We start from the raw sequence: 20,094 nt of genomic DNA, 5'->3' as shown, positions 1-20,094 counted from the left end.
CCTGGGTGAAAAGAACGCACGCCATTGAATGAGGCGAATCGCTATATATTTAAATATATAGCGATTGGGCACTGGTCCGGAAGCACTCTTTCAGCGGCCGCTGAGGATTTTCAGGGCGTTCTCAGCCAGTTGTCGTGTCAACTCGGTGGCTCCCAGGTGATGCTTGAGACCCACTGCCTGGCCCGCCCAAAGGTTCGTGAAGTCGCTGTTGCCACGTTTTTCAGCGATGGCGCGCAGCGGCATCAATGCACCGCCAGCCAGAGGGAAGGGCGGCGCGAGCGGGCTGATCGGGCCGATTTCCCGCATGATGCGGTTGACGATACCGCGCGCCGGGCGCCCGGTGAACAGGTTGGTGAGCGCGGTCTGGCTGTCAGTGGCACCGTGCAGCGCCTGCTTGTGCAGGGCGCTGACCCTGGCCTCCGGACAGAACAGGTAGGCAGTGCCGGGCTGCACCGCCGACGCCCCCAGCATGAACGCCGCCGCGACGCCGCGCCCGTCGGCGATGCCGCCCGCTGCAATGACCGGAACGCGCACGGCGTCGGCCATCTGCGGCACCAGCGCAAAAGTGCCGACCTGCGTGTGCAGTTGATCACTGAGAAACAGGCCGCGATGGCCACCGGCTTCGTAACCCATGGCAGTCACCGCATCGCAACCGTGCTGCTCCAGCCAGATGGCTTCTTCGACGGTGGTGGCTGAGGAGATGATTGTTGCGCCCGTCGCCCTGACCCGATCCAAGAGTGCCTGCTCGGGCAGGCCAAAGTGAAAACTCACCACTTCCGGCCGCAGATTCTCGACCAGTGCGCAACTGTCACTGTCGAACGGCGCACGACTGGACACGGGTGTGGGGGCGTCGAAGTCCGCGCCTGACTCTTGGTAATAAGGTTTGAGGGCCTGTTTCCAGCGTTCAGCGCGGGCATCGTCGCGGGGCGGAGGTTGATGGCAGAAGAAATTCAGATTCAGCGGGGCGTTGCTGCTGTGCTGTCGGAAGATCGCCACTTCCTCGAGGATCTGCTCCGGGGTGAGCATGGCGCATGGCAAAGAGCCGAGGCCACCGGCGTTGGCGACGGCAATCGCCATGGCCGAGCCGGAGGCGCCAGCCATGGGGGCCTGAAGAATGGGCAGTGCGATGTTGAATAACTCGAGAATTCGGGTGTCCGGCCAGCGGTTCATGACTGTCTCCGTCTGTGGCGTGCGGTGTCTGAAGGACCATTGAGCGTGAGGCAGTGAAATTTGGCAACCGGTAGGGTCGATTGACATTAGAAACGATCAGTCTACTATTGCCCCCATGACTGAATTACCCGTTAAGGCCAGGCGCCCCGGCCGGCCGCCCAAAGTAGACCGCGACAACCTTGAAACCCGCGAGGCGCTTTTGCGTCGCGGTCTGGAAGTGCTGACCGAACAAGGTTTCTCTGCCAGCGGGCTGGATTACATTCTCAAGGAAGTCGGCATACCCAAAGGGTCGTTTTATCACTATTTCGCCAGTAAAGAAGCGTTTGGCAGGGCGGTGCTGGATGAGTACGCCCGCTATTTTGCGCAACGTCTAGACCGTTGGCTGCTCGACGAAACGATGTCACCGCTTGAGCGTCTGGTCGGCTTCGTGCAAAGCGCCAAGGGCGGCATGGCCCGCCACGATTACCGCCGTGGTTGCATGGTCGGCAATCTGGGGCAGGAAATCTGCCTGTTGCCGGAGGGGTTTCGTGAGCGTCTGGAGCAGATTTTCCTTGATTGGCAGTTGAAACTCGCCAGCTGCCTGCGCGCTGCTCAAACCAGCGGCGAGTTATCCAGAGACGCCGATTGTAACGAGCTGGCGGCCTTTTTCTGGATTGGCTGGGAAGGGGCGGTGCTCCGCGCCCGGCTGGTGAAAAGCGATGTTCCGTTGAATACATTCATCGCCGGTTACCTTCGCGGGTTGCCGCAATGATTTCTCAGGGCTGATTAGAGACGATCGGTCTAAACTGGAGGCGCGCATGTTCAAAGGCATTTTGATCAACAAGGGCGAAGCAGGGTATCGAGTCGACCTGAGCGATATCGACGACGCGCAACTGCCACCCGGCTATGTGACCGTGCGGGTGTCGCACAGCACGCTCAACTACAAGGATGCGCTGGCGATCACTGGTCAGAGCCCGATTGTGCGCAGCTTTCCCATGGTGCCGGGCATTGATCTGGCGGGCACTGTGGACGTCAGCGACGCTGAAGAATTCAAGGCCGGCGACAAGGTCCTGCTTAACGGCTGGGGCGTCGGTGAAAGCCACTGGGGCGGCCTGGCGCAAAAGGCCCGCTTGAACAGCGCCTGGCTGATCCCACTGCCGGATGCGTTCACTGCTGCGCAGGCCATGGCCATCGGCACGGCGGGTTACACGGCCATGCTCAGCGTCATCGCCCTGGAAAAGCATGGTCTGACGCCCGATCACGGCGAGGTACTGGTGACCGGTGCCAATGGCGGCGTGGGCAGTTTTGCCATCGCCATTCTGGCCCGCCTGGGCTATCGGGTGATTGCTTCTACCGGGCGCGTCTCGGAAAGTGAATACCTGCACACGTTGGGCGCGGCCCAGGTCATCGACCGGGAACCCCTGTCGCAGCCAGGCCGGCCGTTGGGCAAGGAGCAGTGGGCGGCGGCGATTGACTCGGTGGGCAGCCACACGCTGGCCAATGTGTGTGCCGGGATCCGCTATCGCGGAGTGGTGGCGGCTTGTGGTCTGGCGCAGGGCATGGAGTTTCCGGGCTCGGTCGCGCCCTTCATTCTGCGTGGCGTGACGCTGGCTGGCATCGACAGCGTCAACCGGCCTCGGGCTGATCGGCTGCAAGCCTGGTCAAGGCTGGCGACCGATCTGGACCCTGCGCTGCTGCCGTTGATCAGCCGCGAAGTCGGTTTGAGCGAGGTGATCGACATCGCCCCGCAACTGATCGCCGGTCAGGTGCGCGGGCGCGTGGTGGTAGATACCGGACGTTGACTCGGCTGTTCGCCAGACCGCTCAGGGACGTTCCAGCGCAGCCAGTGCCCGATGCGCCTGAGCGCTGCCGATTCCGGTCGCGCAGGATTGCAGCGGAGTGTGGCCGTCGAGCGCCGCGTTGGTCGTGATCATCCAGCGCTCGGCACGCTCAGGCGTAACAAACACGCGCAGGGCATGACTGGCGAGCATCGCTACGCGATCCAGACGCTCCGAGGCTACTGCGCCCAATGACTGCTGCTGGCGCTGGCGACGTTCCAGCGTCGAAGCCGACAGGCTGAACAGGCTTTCCATTTGCCGCGGACCCAAGGCGAATGCATCGCGTATCGTGCGCACCCAGGCGGGCCCGAAACCGGTCTGAATATGCGCCAGTCGCTGCGTTTCGCTGCGCTGGCTAAGCTGCAGGGCCAGTAACCAGAAACCGGCCGCTGCCTGGCGACGTTCGGATAGGCGGGTAGCAAGAGTCACAATCAGAAAGCCTGTCGAGAGTCGGCCCAAAAGCCTAACCCAGACGAGATTGTGTTCAAGCGTCAGGATGTTACCGGGGATTGCTTTCAAGGCCGTGCTAAAGTCATGCGCTTGAATATCGCTGTCCAGGGTCTGTTCCCGTTTCATCGCGAGATTTGGCACGCAACCCGAAGNGCCTCGCGGCAAAACAGACTCCGACGCGGCCGCGATTAAACGGGAACAGACCCTGGAATGAATCAGAAGTGCAGGAGCCGCTCGCCTGCACGCGCACCGGAAAAGGCGTTGCTGCACATGCCGGAAGACCCCCACACCGACCTGCCGAAACCCGTCGTCAGCCCGTTTTCGCTGCCGGACGTCAACAAGCCGCTGCGGCTCTATCTCGACCGTCTTGCGCCTTCAAGCCGGCTGACCATGACCTACGTGCTCCAGGACGCTGCTGACCGGTTGGGCATGGCCGATGTCGATATCCACGACATTCCCTGGCACACGTTGCAGCCGGGCCACGTGACGGCACTGGTCGCGACGCTGCGCGAGGATGATTACGCGCCCAACACCACCTCGCTGTATGTAAACGCGATTCGCGGCGTGATGAACGAAGCCTGGCGGCATGACCTGATCACCCATGACCAGTTGTTGAAGATCCGCTCGATCAAACCGGTCAGCGGCACACGGCTGGCCAAGGGGCGCAATATCCGCCGCACCCTGATTCGTGAGCTGATGGAAACCTGCGCAGCCGACCCGCGCCCTCAAGGACGGCGCGACGCTGCGATCATTGCCATTCTGTACGGATCCGGCATGCGCAAATCCGAATCGGTGAACCTCGACCTGGCGCAGATCGATTTTGCCGAACGCAGCCTGCGGGTGCTGGGCAAAGGCAACAAACAGTTGATCAAATACGCCCCGGAGTGGGCGTTCAAGGCGTTGAACGACTGGCTGGAGCTGCGCCGTTCGTGCCTGCAGCCGGGACAGGGTGACGACCCGTTCCTGTTCAACCGGATCCGCCGCGGCAGCCACATCACCCGCGAGCGGATCACCAAGCACGCCATTTACTTCATCGCCAAGCAGCGTGGGCGGGAAGTCGGGGTCAACATCATGCCCCACGATTTTCGTCGCTCATTCATCACCCGGGTGATCGAAGAATACGATCTGTCGATTGCCCAGAAACTGGCGCACCACACGCATATCTCGACCACTGCCAGTTACGACATGCGCAGCGAGAATGAACGCAGAAATGTGGTGGACGGCTTTGAGCTGTAAGCCACGTAAACGCTGAGCCAAAAAAAAGCCACCTCACGCAACGTGAGATGGCTTAAAGATCTAACCAAAGGAGTGATGAAGCAGAGCAGTGATTCACAGACCTTGCGACGCGGATTCGCAGGGCCGGGAGACGTGTTCGTTTCATCGCCGCCAACGGTAACACCGTCGCCCTCAATTCGATTATTAGCGTTATCGATACCAGCCATTAGTGAAAAAAATGGCAACCCTGACGCTGTCGACGGCCATCCGAAAATTCGATACTTCGCCTCTGATGTATCCGCCGATCGGATAGCCAGCATCCCGTAACGATTTCATGCTTTGCCGACCTGGAAATGTACGGAAAAGAGCATGGAAAAGTTCGAGATACACCGTAAAACCGCGTTTGATGCGCTGGTGCCCGAGTACGGGCTCGAGGGCAGCCGTCTGTTGCCGTGGGACGGCTATCCAATGCCGTTTGCGGGTGGCTGGTGTGTGGTTCGACCCGGCACCCGCAGCGAAGCGCACACGCAGATCGATCAGGAAATCTTCATTGCCATCAAAGGCAGCGCCCGGCTTGTGGTGGGTGACAGGCAGATGGATTTCAACGTCGGCGATATCGCTGCGATTCCAAAGCACACCGATCATTACGTCATCAACGATTCTGTCGAAGACTTCCACTTTTACGTGGTGTGGTGGGACATGAACTACGTCAACGCCTTCGTCGCGCAGCACAGCGAGACCACGGGGTGCCTCGATGACTAAGTTCATTGTCACGATCACGCCGCCGACGCCCAACGGCGATCTGCACATCGGCCATATCGCCGGTCCGTTTCTGGCCGCCGACGTGTTCACCCGCGTGCAGCGCCAGCGCGGTCACGAGTGTGTGCTGGTGTCCTACTCGGACGACTACCAATCCTACATGCTGCGCAAGGGGCGGGAACTGGATGTCGACCCGATGGCGCTGGCCAGTTGCAACTCGGACCGTATCGAAGCGTCGCTCGCAGCGATCAATATTCAGCCTGACAACTGGATGCGCCCCTACAACAATCCCTGGTTCGCCGAGGCGGTCGGCGAGGTGTTCAACACGTTGCGCGATACAGGCTCTATCGATTTTCGCGACGCCAGCGAACCTTATTGCCCTGACTGCGAGGTCTGGGGCTACGAGGCGTTCGCTCGGGGTCACTGCAATTATTGCGGCGCCGAGTCTGACGCCAGCCAATGCGAAAACTGCGCCCAGGCACCGGATGCCGAACTGATGACCGGGCTGCATTGCAAACTGTGCAAGCAGCCATCACAGTGGAAAACCGCCCATCGCGCCTTTCTCAAACTGGCGGCGTTCAAGCCGCTGCTGGGCGAACGGCTGCTGGGGCATCAGTGGCGCAAACCACTGAACGCCTGGCTGCGCGACACGCTTGAGCATGTACATGACTGGGGCGTGACGCGTCCGGGTGACGGCGGGCTGGATCTGCAAGCGGATGGCTCATGCCGCGTGCACACCTGGTTCATGGGGCTGGCCGGGTACATGGCAGCCTTCCGTGAATACGCCGACAAGGTCGGGCGTCCTGAACTGTTTCGCCAGTACTGGCAGTCGGGGCAGGGCACGCTGGTGCATTTTCTCGGTTTCGATTGTGTGTTCAGTCATGCCGTGGTCTACCCGGCGCAATTGTCGGCGCTGCGTGGCATCAAGGTGCAGCAGCGCTTCATGCCGAACCGGTTTCTCAAACTCGATGGCCTGAACCTGTCCACCAGCCGCAATCACGCGATCTGGGTCGGTGATCTGGCACGCGAGGCCTGCGCCGACAGTGCGCGTTTATACCTGGCCAGCATTGCGCCTGAAGAGGACGAGGGCGATTTCCGCCTGCAACACTTTCAGCACTGGCGCAAAAGCCTGTTCGAGGAGTTTTTCCCCGCCTTGCTGAAAGCTGGGGAAAACCACGAGCACAGCTGGTGGGGCGGCATCTGCGGGGTGGATGCCGGGTTGCTTGAAGCGTTGCGCCTGCAATGGAGCCGGGCCGCCGACCCCACGCAGTTCTCCATGAAGGGCATGGCCCAAGTGCTGCTGGATGTGATTGCCATCACTCGCGCGCGGCTCGCCGAAGACCGTCCGGTCAGTCATCTGGCAGCGTTCATTGCGCTGGCGGGCAAAGCGCTGATCCCGGACATGTCAGCGCGCCTCGTCAGCGCATTCGGGCTGCCCGAAGCCCGCGTGAACGCCACGCTCATGAACGGCTCGGCCGCTGAATACTCCATCTGAACGGACCCACCACCATGTTCCTCGACTATGAGATTGCGGTGATTGGCGCCGGGATAACCGGTGCCAGTATCGCGGCAAAACTGTGCAGCGCGGGTGTGTCGGTAGCGCTTATCGACAAAGGCGCTGCCGCAAGTCTGGGGGCCAGCAGCTATTCCGGCGGGCTGGTGCGGCTGTACGACACCGATTCGTTGCTGATGGAGTTGGCGGCCTTGTCCATCGACCAGATGAACGAGGGTGTGTTTGCCAGTACCTACGCCAGTGCGTTACGGCGTACCGGGATGATTTACCGCGCGGCTGCCGATCAGCGGGACGCGTTGTGCAACGCTATCGAACAGCATGCCAGCGCGGGTTACCCGATGCGCCTGCTGGCCCGGCACGAACTGGACGGTGGCGGTTACCCGCTGTGCCCGGACGAAGAAAGAGTCAACCTGTTCGAGCCGAACGCGTGCGTCGGCAATGTGCGCCTGGCGGTCTCGGCACTCTGCCAAGTGGTGCGTCAGCAAGGTGTATTGCTGGAACACCGCGACATCAAGGCAATCGAGTGTCGAACTCGTGACCGGGTAGACATCGAGCTGGGTGACGCGACCTTGCGTTGCCGGGCGGTCGTGTTCGCAGCGGGAGCCTGGACCCGGCATCTGCTGCCGCAGGCGCGGCTTGACGTGCGTTCAATCCCCTTGGCGCGGGTGCTGACTGACAACGATTGGTCGATACCGATCATTGACTCGGTCGCCCAGAGTTATGCCATTCCGCTGACCCGCAACATCGTGCAGACCGGATGCGGGCCACGTTACAGCGCTCTGTGGCCGGAGCATCTGGCACAACCCGATGCGCGGCACGCCGAAGATGCTTGCCGGCGTATCAAGCAGTTGTGCGGTTCTGCAACGAACGCCCGCGTGCTGGACGTGCTGCCGGGGTTCGACAGCTACAGCGCCGATGGCCGTCCGCTGCTGGGTTTCTGCGCCGAACAAAGCCCGGTCTATCTGGCTGCCGGCATGTCGGGGCTGGGTTTCAAATTGGCGCCTGGCATCGCCCGGATTGCTTGCGATCAGTTGCTTGGCCGCTTGCGTGGCGGCGATCAGCTGTGTTCTGACTGGTCAGCGCTGTCACCGCAGCGGCTCATGCCCGATATCAACTCGTCGAGCATGCAGCCATGACGCGGCCGTTAACGCCTGTGACGAAAGGGCTGCGGGTCGGCGTCAGCGCGCTGTTCGACCCTGACGATACGCCGCATGCGCGAACCTTCATGCGCGCGCTGGCCGTGGCGCGCAACTTCATTACGGAACTGGCGCAGGTGCAGTGGCACTTTCTCGACGATGGCGCCAACGCTGCTCGCGGCGCCGACGTGGCGCAGTACATGATCGACTGGCAGGCCGATCTGGTGATCGGTCACTTTTCATCCGACGCAGCCGTCAGTGCCGCGCCGCGCTATGAAAAGGCCGGTATTGCCCTGCTGACCCCGGCGGCAACCCTCGACCGGCTGACACTGGCGCATCGCAACGTCTTTCGTTTCTGCCCTTCAGACCGCCAATTGGCGGGCGATCTGGTGAATTGGCTGGCGGTTCGACAGTGGGCGTCTGTGCATGTGGATGCGGACGGCAGCGCACACGGTCAGGCGCTGGCGGCGGCGATTGGCACAGCGCTCGCTGGCGCTGGCCTGCACCCGGTCAACGACCGGGACAGCGCTGATGTGGAGATATTCGCCGGGCGTCTAAAGACCAGCCGCGCGCATTGGCTGGCCCGACGCCAGGCAGGCAGTGTTCGGCCGCTGGTGCTGACCGACGACGCCGCGTCGCCGCATCTGGGCGTTGCCCCGGCACACGACCGCAACACGTTCGTCATCGGTTTCGCCACGCCTGACCGTCACCACTGCCCGGCAAGCGTGTTGCACCGAATGCTGTTTGTGGCCGAGCCGCACACCTATTTCCGCGAAAGCCTGCTGATGCTCCAGGTGCTGGCCGTTCTGGCCGACAGCACCTGGCGCGGTCAGGCCCTGCTGGACACGCTGCATCACACCACCTTCAGCACCCGGCTCGGCACCGTCAGTTTTGATCAGGGCGAATGCCGAACCGCTGCGACCCGCGTCTGGAGGCTTGGCCCCGCAGGGCTGAGCGCCGCCGCTGACTGACCATTCAACGTTTCGAAACCATTCTAAGGACAGGAACCTCATGCGTAACTCGACGCCACATTCTTTTCATTCCGATGCGCTGTGTATCGGCTTCGGTCCCGCCGGGATCGCACTGGCCTGCGCCTTCGAAGACGCGCGCGAAGCGAACGACCCTTCGGGCAGGCTCTCCCTGCGTTATCTGGAAGCTGCCGCCGACACACACTGGCACCGCGAGCTGCTGCTGGCCGGGACGGACATCAATCACCATGTGTTTCGTGATCTGGTGACACCGCGCAACCCGCGCAGCCGCTTTTCCTTCGCCATGTACCTCAAGGACAAGGGCCGAATGTTCGATTTCGGCCTGCTGGGGCGCCCTGCCAGTCGCCACGAGTGGTCGGATTATCTGGCTTGGGTGTCCAGCCAGGCAGACCGCCACACGCGGTTCAATGCGCCGGTCACCGAGATCGATCCGGTGGTCCGCAACGGCCGGTTACACGAATTGCGGGTTCGCACGCCGGACGCCAGTTTCACCACGCGCAACCTGATCCTGTCCAGCGGCAGTGCAGCGCACATCCCTGAGCCGTTTCGGGCGTTGCTCGGCCCGAGGCTGTTTCACACGTCGCAATTTCTGACCCGCCTGCAAGCACTTGGTGAGCAACTGCCCAAGCGCTGGCTGGTGCTAGGGTCGGGGCAAAGCGCCAGTGAGTCGGTGCTGGAACTGATCAGCCGTCGTTCCGACATCGAAGTGCATTCGGTGCATCGCTCGGCCGGTTTCAAGCTCACGCAGTTGGGCCAGTTCCCCAACCGGGTGTTCGCGCCGGACCATGTCGATTACTTCCACAGCCTTGAACCCTTGGCGCGTCAGCGTTTTCTCGACTGGAGCCGCTCGACCAATTACGCCGGCATCGATCCGGATGAAAGCCAGAAGCTGTTTTCGCTGATCTACGAAGATGCCATCGTCGGGCGCAAACGCTTGCAGACCTACGCCTACAGCGAGATCACCGGCATCGAACACACTGGCGACGGCTACCGGGTCACGCTGACCGACACCTTCAGCCAGCGCACTCAGGTGCTGGAGGTCGATGTGCTGGTGCTGGGCACCGGCTATCAGCAGTACCTGGTGCCGCCGCTGTTGAGCGGGTTACAGCCGTGGCTGAAGACCGCCACGGACGGCGGCTTGCTGATCGACCGCGACTACCGCGTTGCCACCGAAGGCGAGTGCGACGTGACGGTCTGGGTCAACGGCCTTTCCGAACGCAGTCACGGAATCAGCGACAGCCAGTCGTTCTCGCTGATGGCGCTGCGTGCCGAGCGCATCGCCAATGCACTCGGGCAGGCCGTCGAACCGGCAGCCGATACCCCCATGCTGGCACAGTGGAAGTGACCCTTATGCACAACGCTTCTGAATACCAGAGCCTCTGCGAAATCGTTCACGATCAGGCTTTTCTGAAAGTCACCGGCCTGGGTCACGACTTTTTCCTGAAAATGGAGTCGCTCAACCCGGCGGGCTCGATCAAGCTCAAGACCGCCGTCGGCCTGATCAATGACGTGCAGGCGCGCGGTCTGCTTGGCCCCGAAACGGTTCTGATCGAGTCGTCGTCAGGCAATCTTGGCGTGGCGCTGGCGATGATCTGCGCCGAGCGCGGGATTCCGTTTACCTGCGTGGTCGATCCCAACAGCTCCAGCCACAATATCGGCATGATGCGCAGTTACGGCGCCGAGGTCATTCAGGTAGAAACCCCGGACGCCAACGGCGGTTTTCTCGGCACGCGCATCGCGCTGATTCGCCACAAGGTGGCCAGTGATCGGCGTTATGTATGGCCCAATCAGTATGAAAACGCGGCCAATCCGCGTGCCCACGCACGGACCACGGCGAGTTCGATCAGCCGGCATTTCGGTCATGTGGACTATCTGTTTGTAGGGGCGGGGACTACCGGGACGTTGATGGGCTGCATTCAGCATTTTCAGCGTCATCATCCGGCCACGAAGATCATTGCCGTGGACAGCGTAGGATCGGTGACCTTCGACACCCCGGCCGGCCGGCGCTTCATACCGGGGCTGGGCACCAGTCAGCGTCCACCTATCTTCGATTCCGACGGTATTCATGCGCTGGAAATGGTCCCGGAAGCGCGCACCGTTGCCATGTGCCGGATTCTGGCACGCAGCAAAGGCCTGCTGGTCGGCGGCTCGACCGCCACAGTGATTGCAGCGGTGCACGCCTGGCGCGAGCGCATCGAGCCCGGCTCTGTGGTCGTGGCGTTATCGCCGGACTGGGGCGAGCGTTATCTGGACACGCTATATGACGATCACTGGGTCGAGCAGCGTTTTGGCCGCGACGTGCTGAACATGACCCTGGCAGACCTCTCTGGCTCAGCCGCAATCTCTTGTGGGAGTGTGGCGGGCGGGGCTGCGCAGGATTTGTCCTCGTGGACCGTCTGGCTGGCTGCCGAGCGCCTGAAGAACGCGCCGTTTCATGTGGTTGACGGGGAGGTGGCGGCGCGTTTGCTGGCGGCTGATCCTCTGGCCTGTATCGGCGACGTGCAGACGGCCTATCTGGAGCACGACGCTGGTCGCACGATCAATCCCGACAGCTATTGAGCGCTGGGCAGGATCGAAATACAGTGCCGTTTGGCAACCAGGTCCAGCAGCGTCTCCAGGCAACTGAGTTCGCCGCGATGAACCAGCCGCACCTGCGCCGCCGCCAGTTGCTGATGCAGTCGCTCGACCCCCGAGTGGCGCCAGGCCACGTAACGGGCGCTCTGCACCTGCTCGACAAAACTGCGCTCTGCAGCCTGTTCGCTGCGCGCAGCAACCAGCACGTAATGATCTGACCACTGATGATGTTGCAGATGATGCTCGCCGAGGACGGTTGCCGGAAGGATCACGATGTCGGCGATGTCTTTGCGCAACGCGTCGAGTGACGGATTCTGCTCGCTGCCGTGCAGCACGTTCAGGTGGATGTCCGGATAATGGCGGGCCAGAAAATCCAGGGCTGCAGGCAGGCTGGTCTCGCGAATATGCGTGTGGTAGTGAATGGTTACACTACCACTGACCCCATTTTTTTTAGTTGCTCCAGCGTGGCCATGATGTTGCCGAGCGTCTGGGTAATGACCTTGCCCTCCGGGGTCAGGGTGCAGCCCGTGCGGCTGCGGATGAACAGGCGCTTTTCAAAGAAATCCTCGACCTCCTTGATCGCGTAACTGATGTTTGACTGGCTGCACCCCAGGATGGCCGCAGCCTCGGAGAACGAACCGTGCAGTGCGACGGTTTGAACGACTTTGAAGAAATGGGTTTTCATGTGTCCTGCACTCTGGTTTTGCAAAAGTTGGGTGCGGCCTGTCTCTGGACGGGAAAGTGATCGGAATGCAGGAATTTCCGGCTGGCACGCCAGACCGCCGAGGTTATCGGCGTCGGCAGTGATGGGTCAGACGGAGGGAATGCAACTACTGCGCTTCCCGAAAGGGATCAGTCATGCAGATTTCGGGCGCACGCCGTCATCAATGACATCCAGGGCAAGACGGGCGTCTTCTGGCCGCTATGGATCGAGTCGCTATGGCTATCGGGCCCGATGCTTGCCGCGAAAAAGGAACGAGGCACATTGGGTCACGGCAATGAATCAGTCGTTTTCGGTCCAGTCGAAATCCATTTGCAGCGCAGTGCGCTCAGCCAGCTCACGGCTATGCAAACGCTCGACCAGGTGCAGGCTCATGTCGATACCGGCGGAGATACCGGCCGAGGTCACGAATGAACCTTCGTCTACCCAGCGCAGGGTGCTGAGTACATCCACAGAGGGAAACATTTCCTTGAGGTCGCCGATGTCTTCCCAATGCGTGGTGACCTGCTTGCCGGCCAGTTTGCCGGTCTTGGCCAGCATGAAGGCGCCGGTGCAGACCGCAGCGACAACACGGCCCGGCTCTGACTGGTCACTGATCCAGCGGATGACATCGGCTTTTTCCATTTCGGCATTGACCACCCCGCCCGGCACGATCAGGCAATCCATGGGTGGGTGATCGCTGATCGAAAAATCCGGGTCGACCTTCAGCCCGGCCCGCGCACGCACCGGCGTGGTGCTGCGACCGATGGTGAAGACGTTGAACAGCGCCCGGTCACTGGCGACTGGTGCGCGCGTGCATGCGGGTTGCAGTGGTGAATACTTCGTAGGGGCCAGCGAAGTCGAGGACTTCGACGTCGTCGTAGACGTAGATACCGATATTGAGTGGCACGAGTTGGCTCCAGGGTCTGCTTGCCAGACCGCTTGCATGTTAATGTTTCACCTGGATTGCAGATTACGCAGTCGCATCGCGCCAAACTACTGGCTGAAATGCCAATATCCGGTAACATCGCGCCATGAAAAATCATCTCGTCGTCGCCCTGATCTATAACCAGCTGTGCACCTTCGAATTTGGCTGCACGGTCGAGGTATTCGCCCTCAAACGGCCCGAGCTCGGGGTCAGCTGGTACGAGTTCGCGACCTACCCGGTCGACGATGGGCCGATCACTGCCGCAGGTGGCATCACCATCGTGCCAATGCCGGGCGACGTGCTGCTGGAACACGCCGACACGATTATCGTGCCGGGCTGGCGCGGTGTTGAATCCACGGTCCCAGAGCGCCTGATCGAACAGCTTCAGGCGGCGCACGCCCGGGGCGCGCGGATCTGCTCGATCTGCACCGGCGCCTTCGTGCTGGCGGCGGCCGGCCTGCTTGACGGGCACAAAGTCACCACCCACTGGCGTTACACCGATCTGCTGGCCAGCATGTATCCGGCCCTGACCATCCAGCCTAACGAGTTGTATGTGGATCAAGGCAAGATTGTCACCGCCGCAGGCTCGGCTGCCGGGCTGGACATGATGCTGCACCTGGTGCGCAACGATCATGGCTCGCGTGTCGCCAACATGGTGGCGCAGCGCATGGTGATCCCGCCGCATCGCGAAGGTGGTCAGTCGCAGTACGCGTCACGGCAACTGGTTGCCGCCAGCGACGGGCCGATTTCCAATCTGATGGACTGGATTCGCAGCGACCTGCAGCGCCCGCATACCATCAAGGACATGGCCTCACGTGCAGCACTCAGCACCCGCACCCTGCACCGCAGTTTCATGGAAAGCACCGGCCTGACGCCTTACGACTGGCTGCTTGGCGAACGGGTGGCTTACGCCAAGGAGCTGCTGGAATCCTCGAAGCTGCGCCTCAATGAGGTGGTCGACCGGGCCGGTTTCGGTTCCGAAGAGTCCTTCCGCCGCCACTTCCGCAACCTGGTGGGGATCAGTCCGAGCAGCTACCGCAAACAGTTTGCCCGGGTCTGAGGTACAGCGCGTCGACCAGCGCCCCGGCAAACTCGCCCCACGCCCCGGCGACGGCGGTGTTGGTCACCGCGACCAGGCTGATGGCCGAGACCGGATCCACCCAATAATGGCTGCCATACACGCCGCACCACGACCAGGTGCCCGCGCCCTGTCGCTGCCCGGCAGCCAGCGGATCAGTCAGAATCATCGGCCCCAGACCGAATTTCCAGCCCGGCCCGCGGTTCTCGACCGTGCGCAGCCCCATCGCGTTGCTCAACAGCAGTTCGGTACTGGCCGGACTCAGCAACGGCGCGCCGCCCAGACGCAGGCATTCCAGCAAGTGCAGATAGTCATCCGCCGTGCCCAACATGCCCGCCCCGCCCGACTCATAAGCTGTCAGGTCAAACGCGCGAGCCGATGACAGACGTGCCCATCCACTGTCGAGCATCACTGCATCGTTGTCACCGATACGTTCCGGCACGCCAGCGCTGTCTTTGTAGGCAGCCGCCAGCGGCTGACTCAATGCGTGGCTGAACGACGTTCTGCCCATCCGCAAAGGCTCAGTGACCCACCGGGCCACGGCTTCCGACAGCCGAAGACCGCTGGCTTGTTCGATCACCGCGCCTAGCACGTCGGTGGCCAGCGAATAGCCCCACGCGCTGCCAGGCTCGAACAACAGTGGTACGCGTGCCAGTCGGGTCAGGTTTTCCTGCAGATCGAACGCCACACAGTCCAGCCCGTCCGAGACGCCTGCCTGATGATAGGCATTGCCGGGCGGTTGCTCGAAACCGTAGCTCAGGCCCGAGGTGTGCGATAGCAAATGCCGCAGGCTGATCACGGGCTCCCGGCCATCCGCCAGCTTTGGGCGAAAGGCTGGCAGCCAGTCGCTTACCCTAGCGTCCAGACTTGTCACGCCCAGCTCACACAGGCGCATGACAGTGACCGAGGTCAGCAGCTTGGTCAGCGAGGCGAGGCGAAAGCGTGTGTCGCGGCTGACCGGAAGTTGCCGTTCCCGGTCAGCCCAGCCTCTGGCGCAGGCATAACGCAGCGTTCCATGCTCAGCCAGCAGCACGACGCCGCCAACGATTCGGCCTTGATCGACGAACTGCTGCCAGACCTCCGCCAGGCGCTGCACGGCGCTTTCATCCAGGTGCGCCACGCCTCAATGCCCCTGCACCGCACGGCGGAAGATCTGCGCGTACTCCTGCGCCGAATGACGAATCGGGTTGGTGTGCGAACAGCCGTCGGCAAATGCCATCCTGCCCACCTGTTCAGCATCGCGATCATCAATGCCGATGGCGGCCAGCGTAGACGGAATGCCGATCTGCTCGCGCAGGCTTAATACCCACGCCATCACGCCGTTGAAACCTGGCTCCGGCAGGCGTAGATAAACCGCCAGTTCCTCCATATGCCTCAGCAGCGCCGATCGGTTGGCGTGCAGCACGTAAGGCAGCAAAATCGCATTCAGCAGCCCATGATGCTGGTCATAAAGCGCGCCCAGGCTCTGCGCAATCGCGTGCACGCCGCCCAGCCCCCGCTGAAACGCCGCCGCACCGAGGCTGGAGGCCACCAGCATCTGCTGACGCGCCTCCAGATCGTGGCCGTCGGCAACCACGCGCGGCAGAAACTGCTTGATCATCTGCATGCCTTTGACCGCCAGCGCTTCGGCCATCGGGTGCCAGACCGGTGAGCACCAGGACTCCATGCAATGGGTCAAGGCGTCGGCTCCGGTGGCAGCCGTCAGTTGCGCCGGCAGATCGACTGTCAGCGTGGCGTCCAGAATCGCAATGCGCGGCATCATGCGCAGGTGCAGGATGGTGCGTTTGACGCGCGCTTGCTCATCCGTGATCACCGACGCCCGGCCCACTTCGGAGCCGGTCCCGGCAGTGGTCGGCAGCGCGATGACCGGGGCGATGCCTTGTGGATCGGCGCGCAGGTGATTCTCGCCGATGTCTTCGAAATCCCACAACGGACGGCTCTGGCCGGACATCAAGGCCACCGCCTTGGCGGCGTCCAGCGCCGAGCCGCCGCCAAATGCGATAACACCGTCGTAATCACCGTCGCGATAAACCTTCAGCCCCTCGGCGACATTGGTCCCGGTCGGGTTGCCCTTGACCCGGTCGAACAGCCCGCAGTGGCCCAGTTGGCGGCGACAGTCCTCCACGGCACTGGCGATCATGTCAGTGCCGCCGAGAAAGCCGTCGGTGATCAGTAGCGGCCGTTTGATGCCCGTTACCCGACAGGCGTCGGCCAGCTCACTGACGCGGCCTGCACCTGCCCGGATTGAAGTCGGATAGTGCCAATCATTGCTGTGCATAGGTGTATTCCCTTGAAAATCGATCAAACAAGCGCTTCAGTTGAACAAGCCGGCGGGCAGCAACCCGATCAGCAGGCGCAGGCCAAAGGCAATCATGAAAAGCCCGGTGACAATGTCGATAGCTTTTTTCATGCGCTGGTAGCGACCCTGCACGGCAGGAATCGAAAACAGCGTGGCCAGCAACACGAACCAGGAAATGGCCAGTACCGCGATGATCAACACCCCCGCTGTGCGCACCCACATCGGCATGCCCGGCGTGGTGACGGTGGTAAAGACGCTGGTGTAAAACGCCAGCGCCTTCGGATTGGTCAGGTTGGTCAACAGGCCGAAGCGATAGGCGCGCCCGAGGCTGCCGATGCCCAGCGCGCCGATGTCCCGAGGCTTTGGCTGACTGCCCGCGCTGCGCAGGCTTTTAGTGCCGAGCCACGTCAGGTAAGCACCGCCGAGCAGTTGCAGGGCCGGTTGCAGCCAGGGCAACTGCTGAAAAATCAGCCCCAGGCCAGTGGCCGCCAGCAACGCCCAGAGAATGCTCCCAGAAGCCACGCCCAGCCCGGCGCAAATCCCCTGCTGCCGGGACTGGCTGAACGACAACTGGGTGATGACCAGAAAGTTCGGACCGGGGCTGATGATCAGCACAATGAATGCACCGGCGAGCGCTGTCAGTAACGTCAGTTCGTACATGAATGATTCCTTTTCTATCAGTTAGTTAAAGCGCTTTTTTAAATTAATACGTGAGGTGTCTGGAGGCATGCTCTGCGAGCATTGCCAGACACGACTCGACGGCTCGCCGCGCTTCGATCAGCGCGTGACAGGTGGGCTCCGGCGTGGGGATGTAATGGTTGTAGAACGTACAGCCTTCAACGGCCGGGCCGAGCACCCAGAGCCTGGGTTGCGGTGAGCCGTCACGGCCCAGCACACGGCCCGTCTGATCGGTTTCGATGCCGTCGGCGGGCCAGGAGTGTGACGCGCGGATCAGCCCTTGCTCCAGCAAATCGCCGATCAGGCCCTGCGCAGGACGCGACAGCCCGCTATGGGCAACCCGCGCCGGAATGACGCAGTCGACCTGCCGCGCCTCGTCCGCTGGCGGCAGCATCGTCACCACGCCCGCCTTGATCAGCGCCAGCAGGTCTTCATGCCGCTCCTTTTGCGGCCCGCCGACCAATCGGTTCGATAGCCCGGCCCACGAGCCATAAAAATCAAGGGTCGAAGCCTCGGTCAACCCATTGCGCCCGGCGACCAACCGCAGCACGTCGCGATAATCACGCCAGACTTCCAGCGCCATGCGGATCGGGCTGCGTGCAGTGCCCAGTCTGCTCAATGCCAGATCGCGCTCGATCCACTCGACGAACCAGGCCGCGTAGGACTCGGCCGAGCCTGACCAGCGCTCGGTTACCAGCCACTCATCAGGCTCAAACATCCCCCACTGCTCAGCCAGCAGAGCAAACAGCGCAGGCCTCGACGCTGCTTCACACAGCAGACGCTGGACTGACGGCAATTGCCGGGGCGCTACCAGGCGCACTCTGGCCTGATAGAACACCGCGCGCATTTCATCCTTGATCAGCGGCAGCACGTCGCGCCGAAAGTCCAGCTGCCCGGCTGACCGTTGCTGGCGCAGCCCGTCGATGGCCTCTGCGGTGAGAAACAACCTGGGCAGCGGCGCCTCGCTTGGCGACTGCCATTGCGGCCGGGCGTGGAACGGCAGGCCCGAACGCGAGTACAAAAACACCTTGGGCTCGCGCCCTGACGGCAGGTATCGCCAGCCCGCAAAGCCACCATCGCGCACGTATCGCCCGCCACGACCCTGAGTGAGGCTGGCGAGAGTGTCCATGGCCGTCAGCCCAAGCCCTTCGATAGCAATCGTTTCGCCAGAGGGCTGCTGTTCAGCGCTGTCTGCGGCGTGCCCGCTGGTCAGGAACACGGCATCAACCTGCCTCTGGCGCTGTTGGCTGCGCAGCCGGAAACCGCTCGCGTCGGGCAGCGCGTGGCAAGCGTCAACCCGCTCCGCGTAGTGGCGCACCCGCACGTGTGGCGGGCACTGGTGCAGCACAAAGCGGTAGCTGTCCTGCAAGTAGCGCCCGAGCAAGCGACGCGGCACGAAGTCGCCAAAGCCAACAGGCCTGCCCTGCCCCTCAGCACAGACATGGCCGCGCTCGTCAAGGCGGATGTCATGGGCGCTGCACCACTGCAGAAACGTCCAGCCTGCTGGCTCGCATGCCGGAAACGCCGAAGAAAACGCCGACAGTTGACCCGCCATGGTATTGAGCATCAGGTAATCCGCCTGCTGCGCGTGGTGCAACCCACTGCCCGGCGGCAGCGGGTCAAACACCTCGATATGCAGCGGCTGCTGAGGGGCGTGGCGACTCATGCCTATCAATTGTTCCAGAATGCTCAGGCCTCGCGAGCCCATGCCGATGATCGCAATGGTGGGCACGGCCATCACCAGCGACTCGATTCGAAGAAAAATCGCGGCACCGGCAATGCACTGCCCTCCGCCAATGCCTGGCGATACAGCCGCTGGCCCAAGGCAAGGTCCAGCACGCCGAGGCCAAATGGCGAGAAGATCGAAGGCCGATCCGGGGCCAACTCGATCTGCCCGGTCATTAGCTGTGCCAGCGTGCCGGTGATGAACGAGCGGTCCTGATAATGCCGAACCGCGAGGTCGGGAGACGTCTGCGCCTTGAGGCAGTGCTCGACGTCATCCAGGATGTTGTTGGCCTGAGCAATGACTTCCGGCCCCAGATCGCGCAGGGAAATATTCAGCAGCACTTGCCCCGGCCGAAAGAGCGGCTCCAGCACATACGGGCTGGGCGCAGTGGTAGCGAACACCACCACGTCGGCTTGCAGGCAGCCCGGCAAATCCGCCGCTTCACAGTTCAATTGGTGGCGTCCGGCCGCATGCTCGACAAGGGCGCGCATCGAGTCCTCGTGTTGATCGAAGACGGCGACGGAGCCCATCGTCCAGCCATCGCTGACAAACATGTCGAGGATGGTTCGCGCAATGAAACCGGCACCTACAAACGCCATGCGCCCGACGTGCCGTTGGTGGCGATTCATCCAGCGCGCACCCAGCACTGCGGACGCAGCGGTGCGCATGGCACTGATTCGCGAGGCTTCCAGGCAGGCGAAGGCGTAGCCGGTGGCCGGATCATTCAGGATCAGCACCGCAGAGGCGCGTTGCAGCCCACTGTCGACATTGCCCGGAAAACTGGAGATCCACTTGATGCCACTGACCGGCTGCTCCCCGGTCAGGCTGGCTGGTAGCGCGATGATACGATTGGCCGGTGCCTCGGGAAAGCGCAGGAAATAGGACACTCACTCTGGCGAGCTTCAGCAGATCGCGCTGCCATTGACGGTGACGCGCCAGATCAGCATTGTGGCGCGCCCGACCTCGCTGTTGTCCAACGCGGCCAACGCGGTGATTCAGGCGCTGAAGAAGCCGTCCGGCATGCTGGCTTCGCGCCATTGATCGCGCTGGCTTTCGACACTG

General features: G+C 62.2%; 16 protein-coding genes and 5 pseudogenes. 11 read left to right on the top strand and 10 right to left on the bottom strand.

Translation table 11 applies throughout. The features are described 5' to 3' along the window. Positions 1 to 90: 90 nt before the first annotated feature. Positions 91 to 1,170: an NAD(P)H-dependent flavin oxidoreductase gene (locus ABJ99_RS26105; protein WP_054088250.1), complete on the bottom strand. Its 1,080-nt coding sequence runs from the start codon at positions 1,168 to 1,170 to the stop codon at positions 91 to 93. 115 nt (positions 1,171 to 1,285) lie between these two features. On the opposite strand from ABJ99_RS26105, the gene acuR reads away from it, so the two are divergent. Continuing rightward, positions 1,286 to 1,921, top strand: coding sequence for an acrylate utilization transcriptional regulator AcuR (gene acuR / locus ABJ99_RS26100; protein WP_054088249.1), 636 nt, complete (start codon positions 1,286 to 1,288; stop codon positions 1,919 to 1,921). Between the two features lie 46 nt (positions 1,922 to 1,967). Then, positions 1,968 to 2,951, top strand: a complete 984-nt coding sequence (gene acuI / locus ABJ99_RS26095) for an acrylyl-CoA reductase (NADPH) (protein ID WP_054088248.1) — start codon at positions 1,968 to 1,970, stop codon at positions 2,949 to 2,951. A 21-nt stretch (positions 2,952 to 2,972) separates the two neighbouring features. Here acuI and ABJ99_RS26090 read toward each other — a convergent pair whose 3' ends face one another. Then, on the bottom strand, positions 2,973 to 3,416 hold the full coding sequence (locus tag ABJ99_RS26090) for an antitoxin Xre-like helix-turn-helix domain-containing protein (protein ID WP_054088288.1): 444 nt from the start codon (positions 3,414 to 3,416) through the stop codon (positions 2,973 to 2,975). A gap of 291 nt (positions 3,417 to 3,707) precedes the next feature. Between ABJ99_RS26090 and ABJ99_RS26085 the strand changes: the two genes are divergently transcribed. The 7 genes and pseudogenes from ABJ99_RS26085 to sbnA all read left to right on the top strand — a co-directional run. Next, on the top strand, positions 3,708 to 4,673 hold the full coding sequence (locus ABJ99_RS26085; protein WP_054088287.1) for a site-specific integrase: 966 nt from the start codon (positions 3,708 to 3,710) through the stop codon (positions 4,671 to 4,673). Positions 4,674 to 5,021: 348 nt separating this feature from the next. Beyond that, positions 5,022 to 5,414 carry a cupin domain-containing protein gene (locus tag ABJ99_RS26080; RefSeq protein ID WP_054088247.1) on the top strand — a complete coding sequence of 131 codons (393 nt, stop codon included), beginning with the start codon at positions 5,022 to 5,024 and terminating at the stop codon, positions 5,412 to 5,414. Next, the gene (locus ABJ99_RS26075; RefSeq protein WP_054088246.1) at positions 5,407 to 6,906 is read left to right on the top strand and encodes a methionine--tRNA ligase; all 1,500 of its coding nucleotides are present in this window, start codon (positions 5,407 to 5,409) and stop codon (positions 6,904 to 6,906) included. The genes ABJ99_RS26080 and ABJ99_RS26075 overlap by 8 nt, the downstream gene beginning before the upstream one ends. Positions 6,907 to 6,920: 14 nt before the next feature. Beyond that, positions 6,921 to 8,060 (top strand): NAD(P)/FAD-dependent oxidoreductase, encoded by a 1,140-nt coding sequence (locus ABJ99_RS26070; protein ID WP_054088245.1) that lies wholly within the window; start codon positions 6,921 to 6,923, stop codon positions 8,058 to 8,060. Further along, entirely contained in the window at positions 8,057 to 9,031 is a 975-nt protein-coding gene (locus tag ABJ99_RS26065) for an ABC transporter substrate-binding protein (protein ID WP_054088244.1), read from the top strand. The genes ABJ99_RS26070 and ABJ99_RS26065 overlap by 4 nt, the downstream gene beginning before the upstream one ends. A 40-nt stretch (positions 9,032 to 9,071) precedes the next feature. Continuing rightward, on the top strand, positions 9,072 to 10,394 hold the full coding sequence (locus tag ABJ99_RS26060) for a lysine N(6)-hydroxylase/L-ornithine N(5)-oxygenase family protein (RefSeq protein ID WP_054088243.1): 1,323 nt from the start codon (positions 9,072 to 9,074) through the stop codon (positions 10,392 to 10,394). A gap of 5 nt (positions 10,395 to 10,399) precedes the next feature. Continuing rightward, a pseudogene (gene sbnA, locus ABJ99_RS26055) lies at positions 10,400 to 11,605 on the top strand (2,3-diaminopropionate biosynthesis protein SbnA); the annotation flags it as partial. Positions 11,606 to 11,607: 2 nt separating this feature from the next. Here the strand turns inward: sbnA and ABJ99_RS26050 are convergent. From ABJ99_RS26050 to ABJ99_RS26040, 3 genes and pseudogenes are all read right to left on the bottom strand, one after another. After that, positions 11,608 to 12,012: pseudogene (locus ABJ99_RS26050) on the bottom strand (LysR substrate-binding domain-containing protein); the annotation flags it as partial. A 35-nt stretch (positions 12,013 to 12,047) separates the two neighbouring features. Next, complete coding sequence (locus tag ABJ99_RS26045; protein WP_054088242.1) at positions 12,048 to 12,308, bottom strand: helix-turn-helix domain-containing protein; 261 nt, start codon at positions 12,306 to 12,308, stop codon at positions 12,048 to 12,050. 318 nt (positions 12,309 to 12,626) lie between these two features. Next, positions 12,627 to 13,233, bottom strand: a pseudogene (locus ABJ99_RS26040) (DJ-1/PfpI family protein). A 124-nt stretch (positions 13,234 to 13,357) separates the two neighbouring features. On the opposite strand from ABJ99_RS26040, the gene ftrA reads away from it, so the two are divergent. Continuing rightward, positions 13,358 to 14,311 (top strand): transcriptional regulator FtrA, encoded by a 954-nt coding sequence (gene ftrA, locus ABJ99_RS26035; RefSeq protein ID WP_054088241.1) that lies wholly within the window; start codon positions 13,358 to 13,360, stop codon positions 14,309 to 14,311. Here the strand turns inward: ftrA and ABJ99_RS26030 are convergent. The 5 genes and pseudogenes from ABJ99_RS26030 to sbnB all read right to left on the bottom strand — a co-directional run. After that, entirely contained in the window at positions 14,271 to 15,449 is a 1,179-nt protein-coding gene (locus tag ABJ99_RS26030) for a serine hydrolase domain-containing protein (RefSeq protein ID WP_054088240.1), read from the bottom strand. The two genes, ftrA and ABJ99_RS26030, sit on opposite strands and share 41 nt — an antisense overlap. A gap of 3 nt (positions 15,450 to 15,452) precedes the next feature. Next, the gene (locus ABJ99_RS26025; RefSeq protein WP_054088239.1) at positions 15,453 to 16,607 is read right to left on the bottom strand and encodes an iron-containing alcohol dehydrogenase; all 1,155 of its coding nucleotides are present in this window, start codon (positions 16,605 to 16,607) and stop codon (positions 15,453 to 15,455) included. Between the two features lie 36 nt (positions 16,608 to 16,643). Then, positions 16,644 to 17,288 (bottom strand): LysE family transporter, encoded by a 645-nt coding sequence (locus tag ABJ99_RS26020; RefSeq protein WP_054088238.1) that lies wholly within the window; start codon positions 17,286 to 17,288, stop codon positions 16,644 to 16,646. A 43-nt stretch (positions 17,289 to 17,331) separates the two neighbouring features. Beyond that, positions 17,332 to 19,044, bottom strand: a complete 1,713-nt coding sequence (locus tag ABJ99_RS26015) for an FAD/NAD(P)-binding protein (protein ID WP_054088237.1) — start codon at positions 19,042 to 19,044, stop codon at positions 17,332 to 17,334. Next, positions 19,044 to 19,916, bottom strand: a pseudogene (gene sbnB, locus ABJ99_RS26010) (2,3-diaminopropionate biosynthesis protein SbnB); the annotation flags it as partial. The pseudogene sbnB and the gene ABJ99_RS26015, both read right to left, overlap by 1 nt. Positions 19,917 to 19,926: 10 nt before the next feature. Between sbnB and ABJ99_RS27970 the strand changes: the two are divergent. Next, positions 19,927 to 20,073: pseudogene (locus ABJ99_RS27970) on the top strand (LysR family transcriptional regulator); the annotation flags it as partial. Positions 20,074 to 20,094 lie beyond the last annotated feature (21 nt).

Origin of the sequence: Pseudomonas syringae pv. cilantro (genome assembly GCF_001293775.1) — a bacterium.
Lineage (GTDB): Bacteria > Pseudomonadota > Gammaproteobacteria > Pseudomonadales > Pseudomonadaceae > Aquipseudomonas > Aquipseudomonas syringae_P.
Note: the sequence above shows the minus strand (reverse complement) of the source record. Positions and strands in the feature narration are given on the sequence as shown.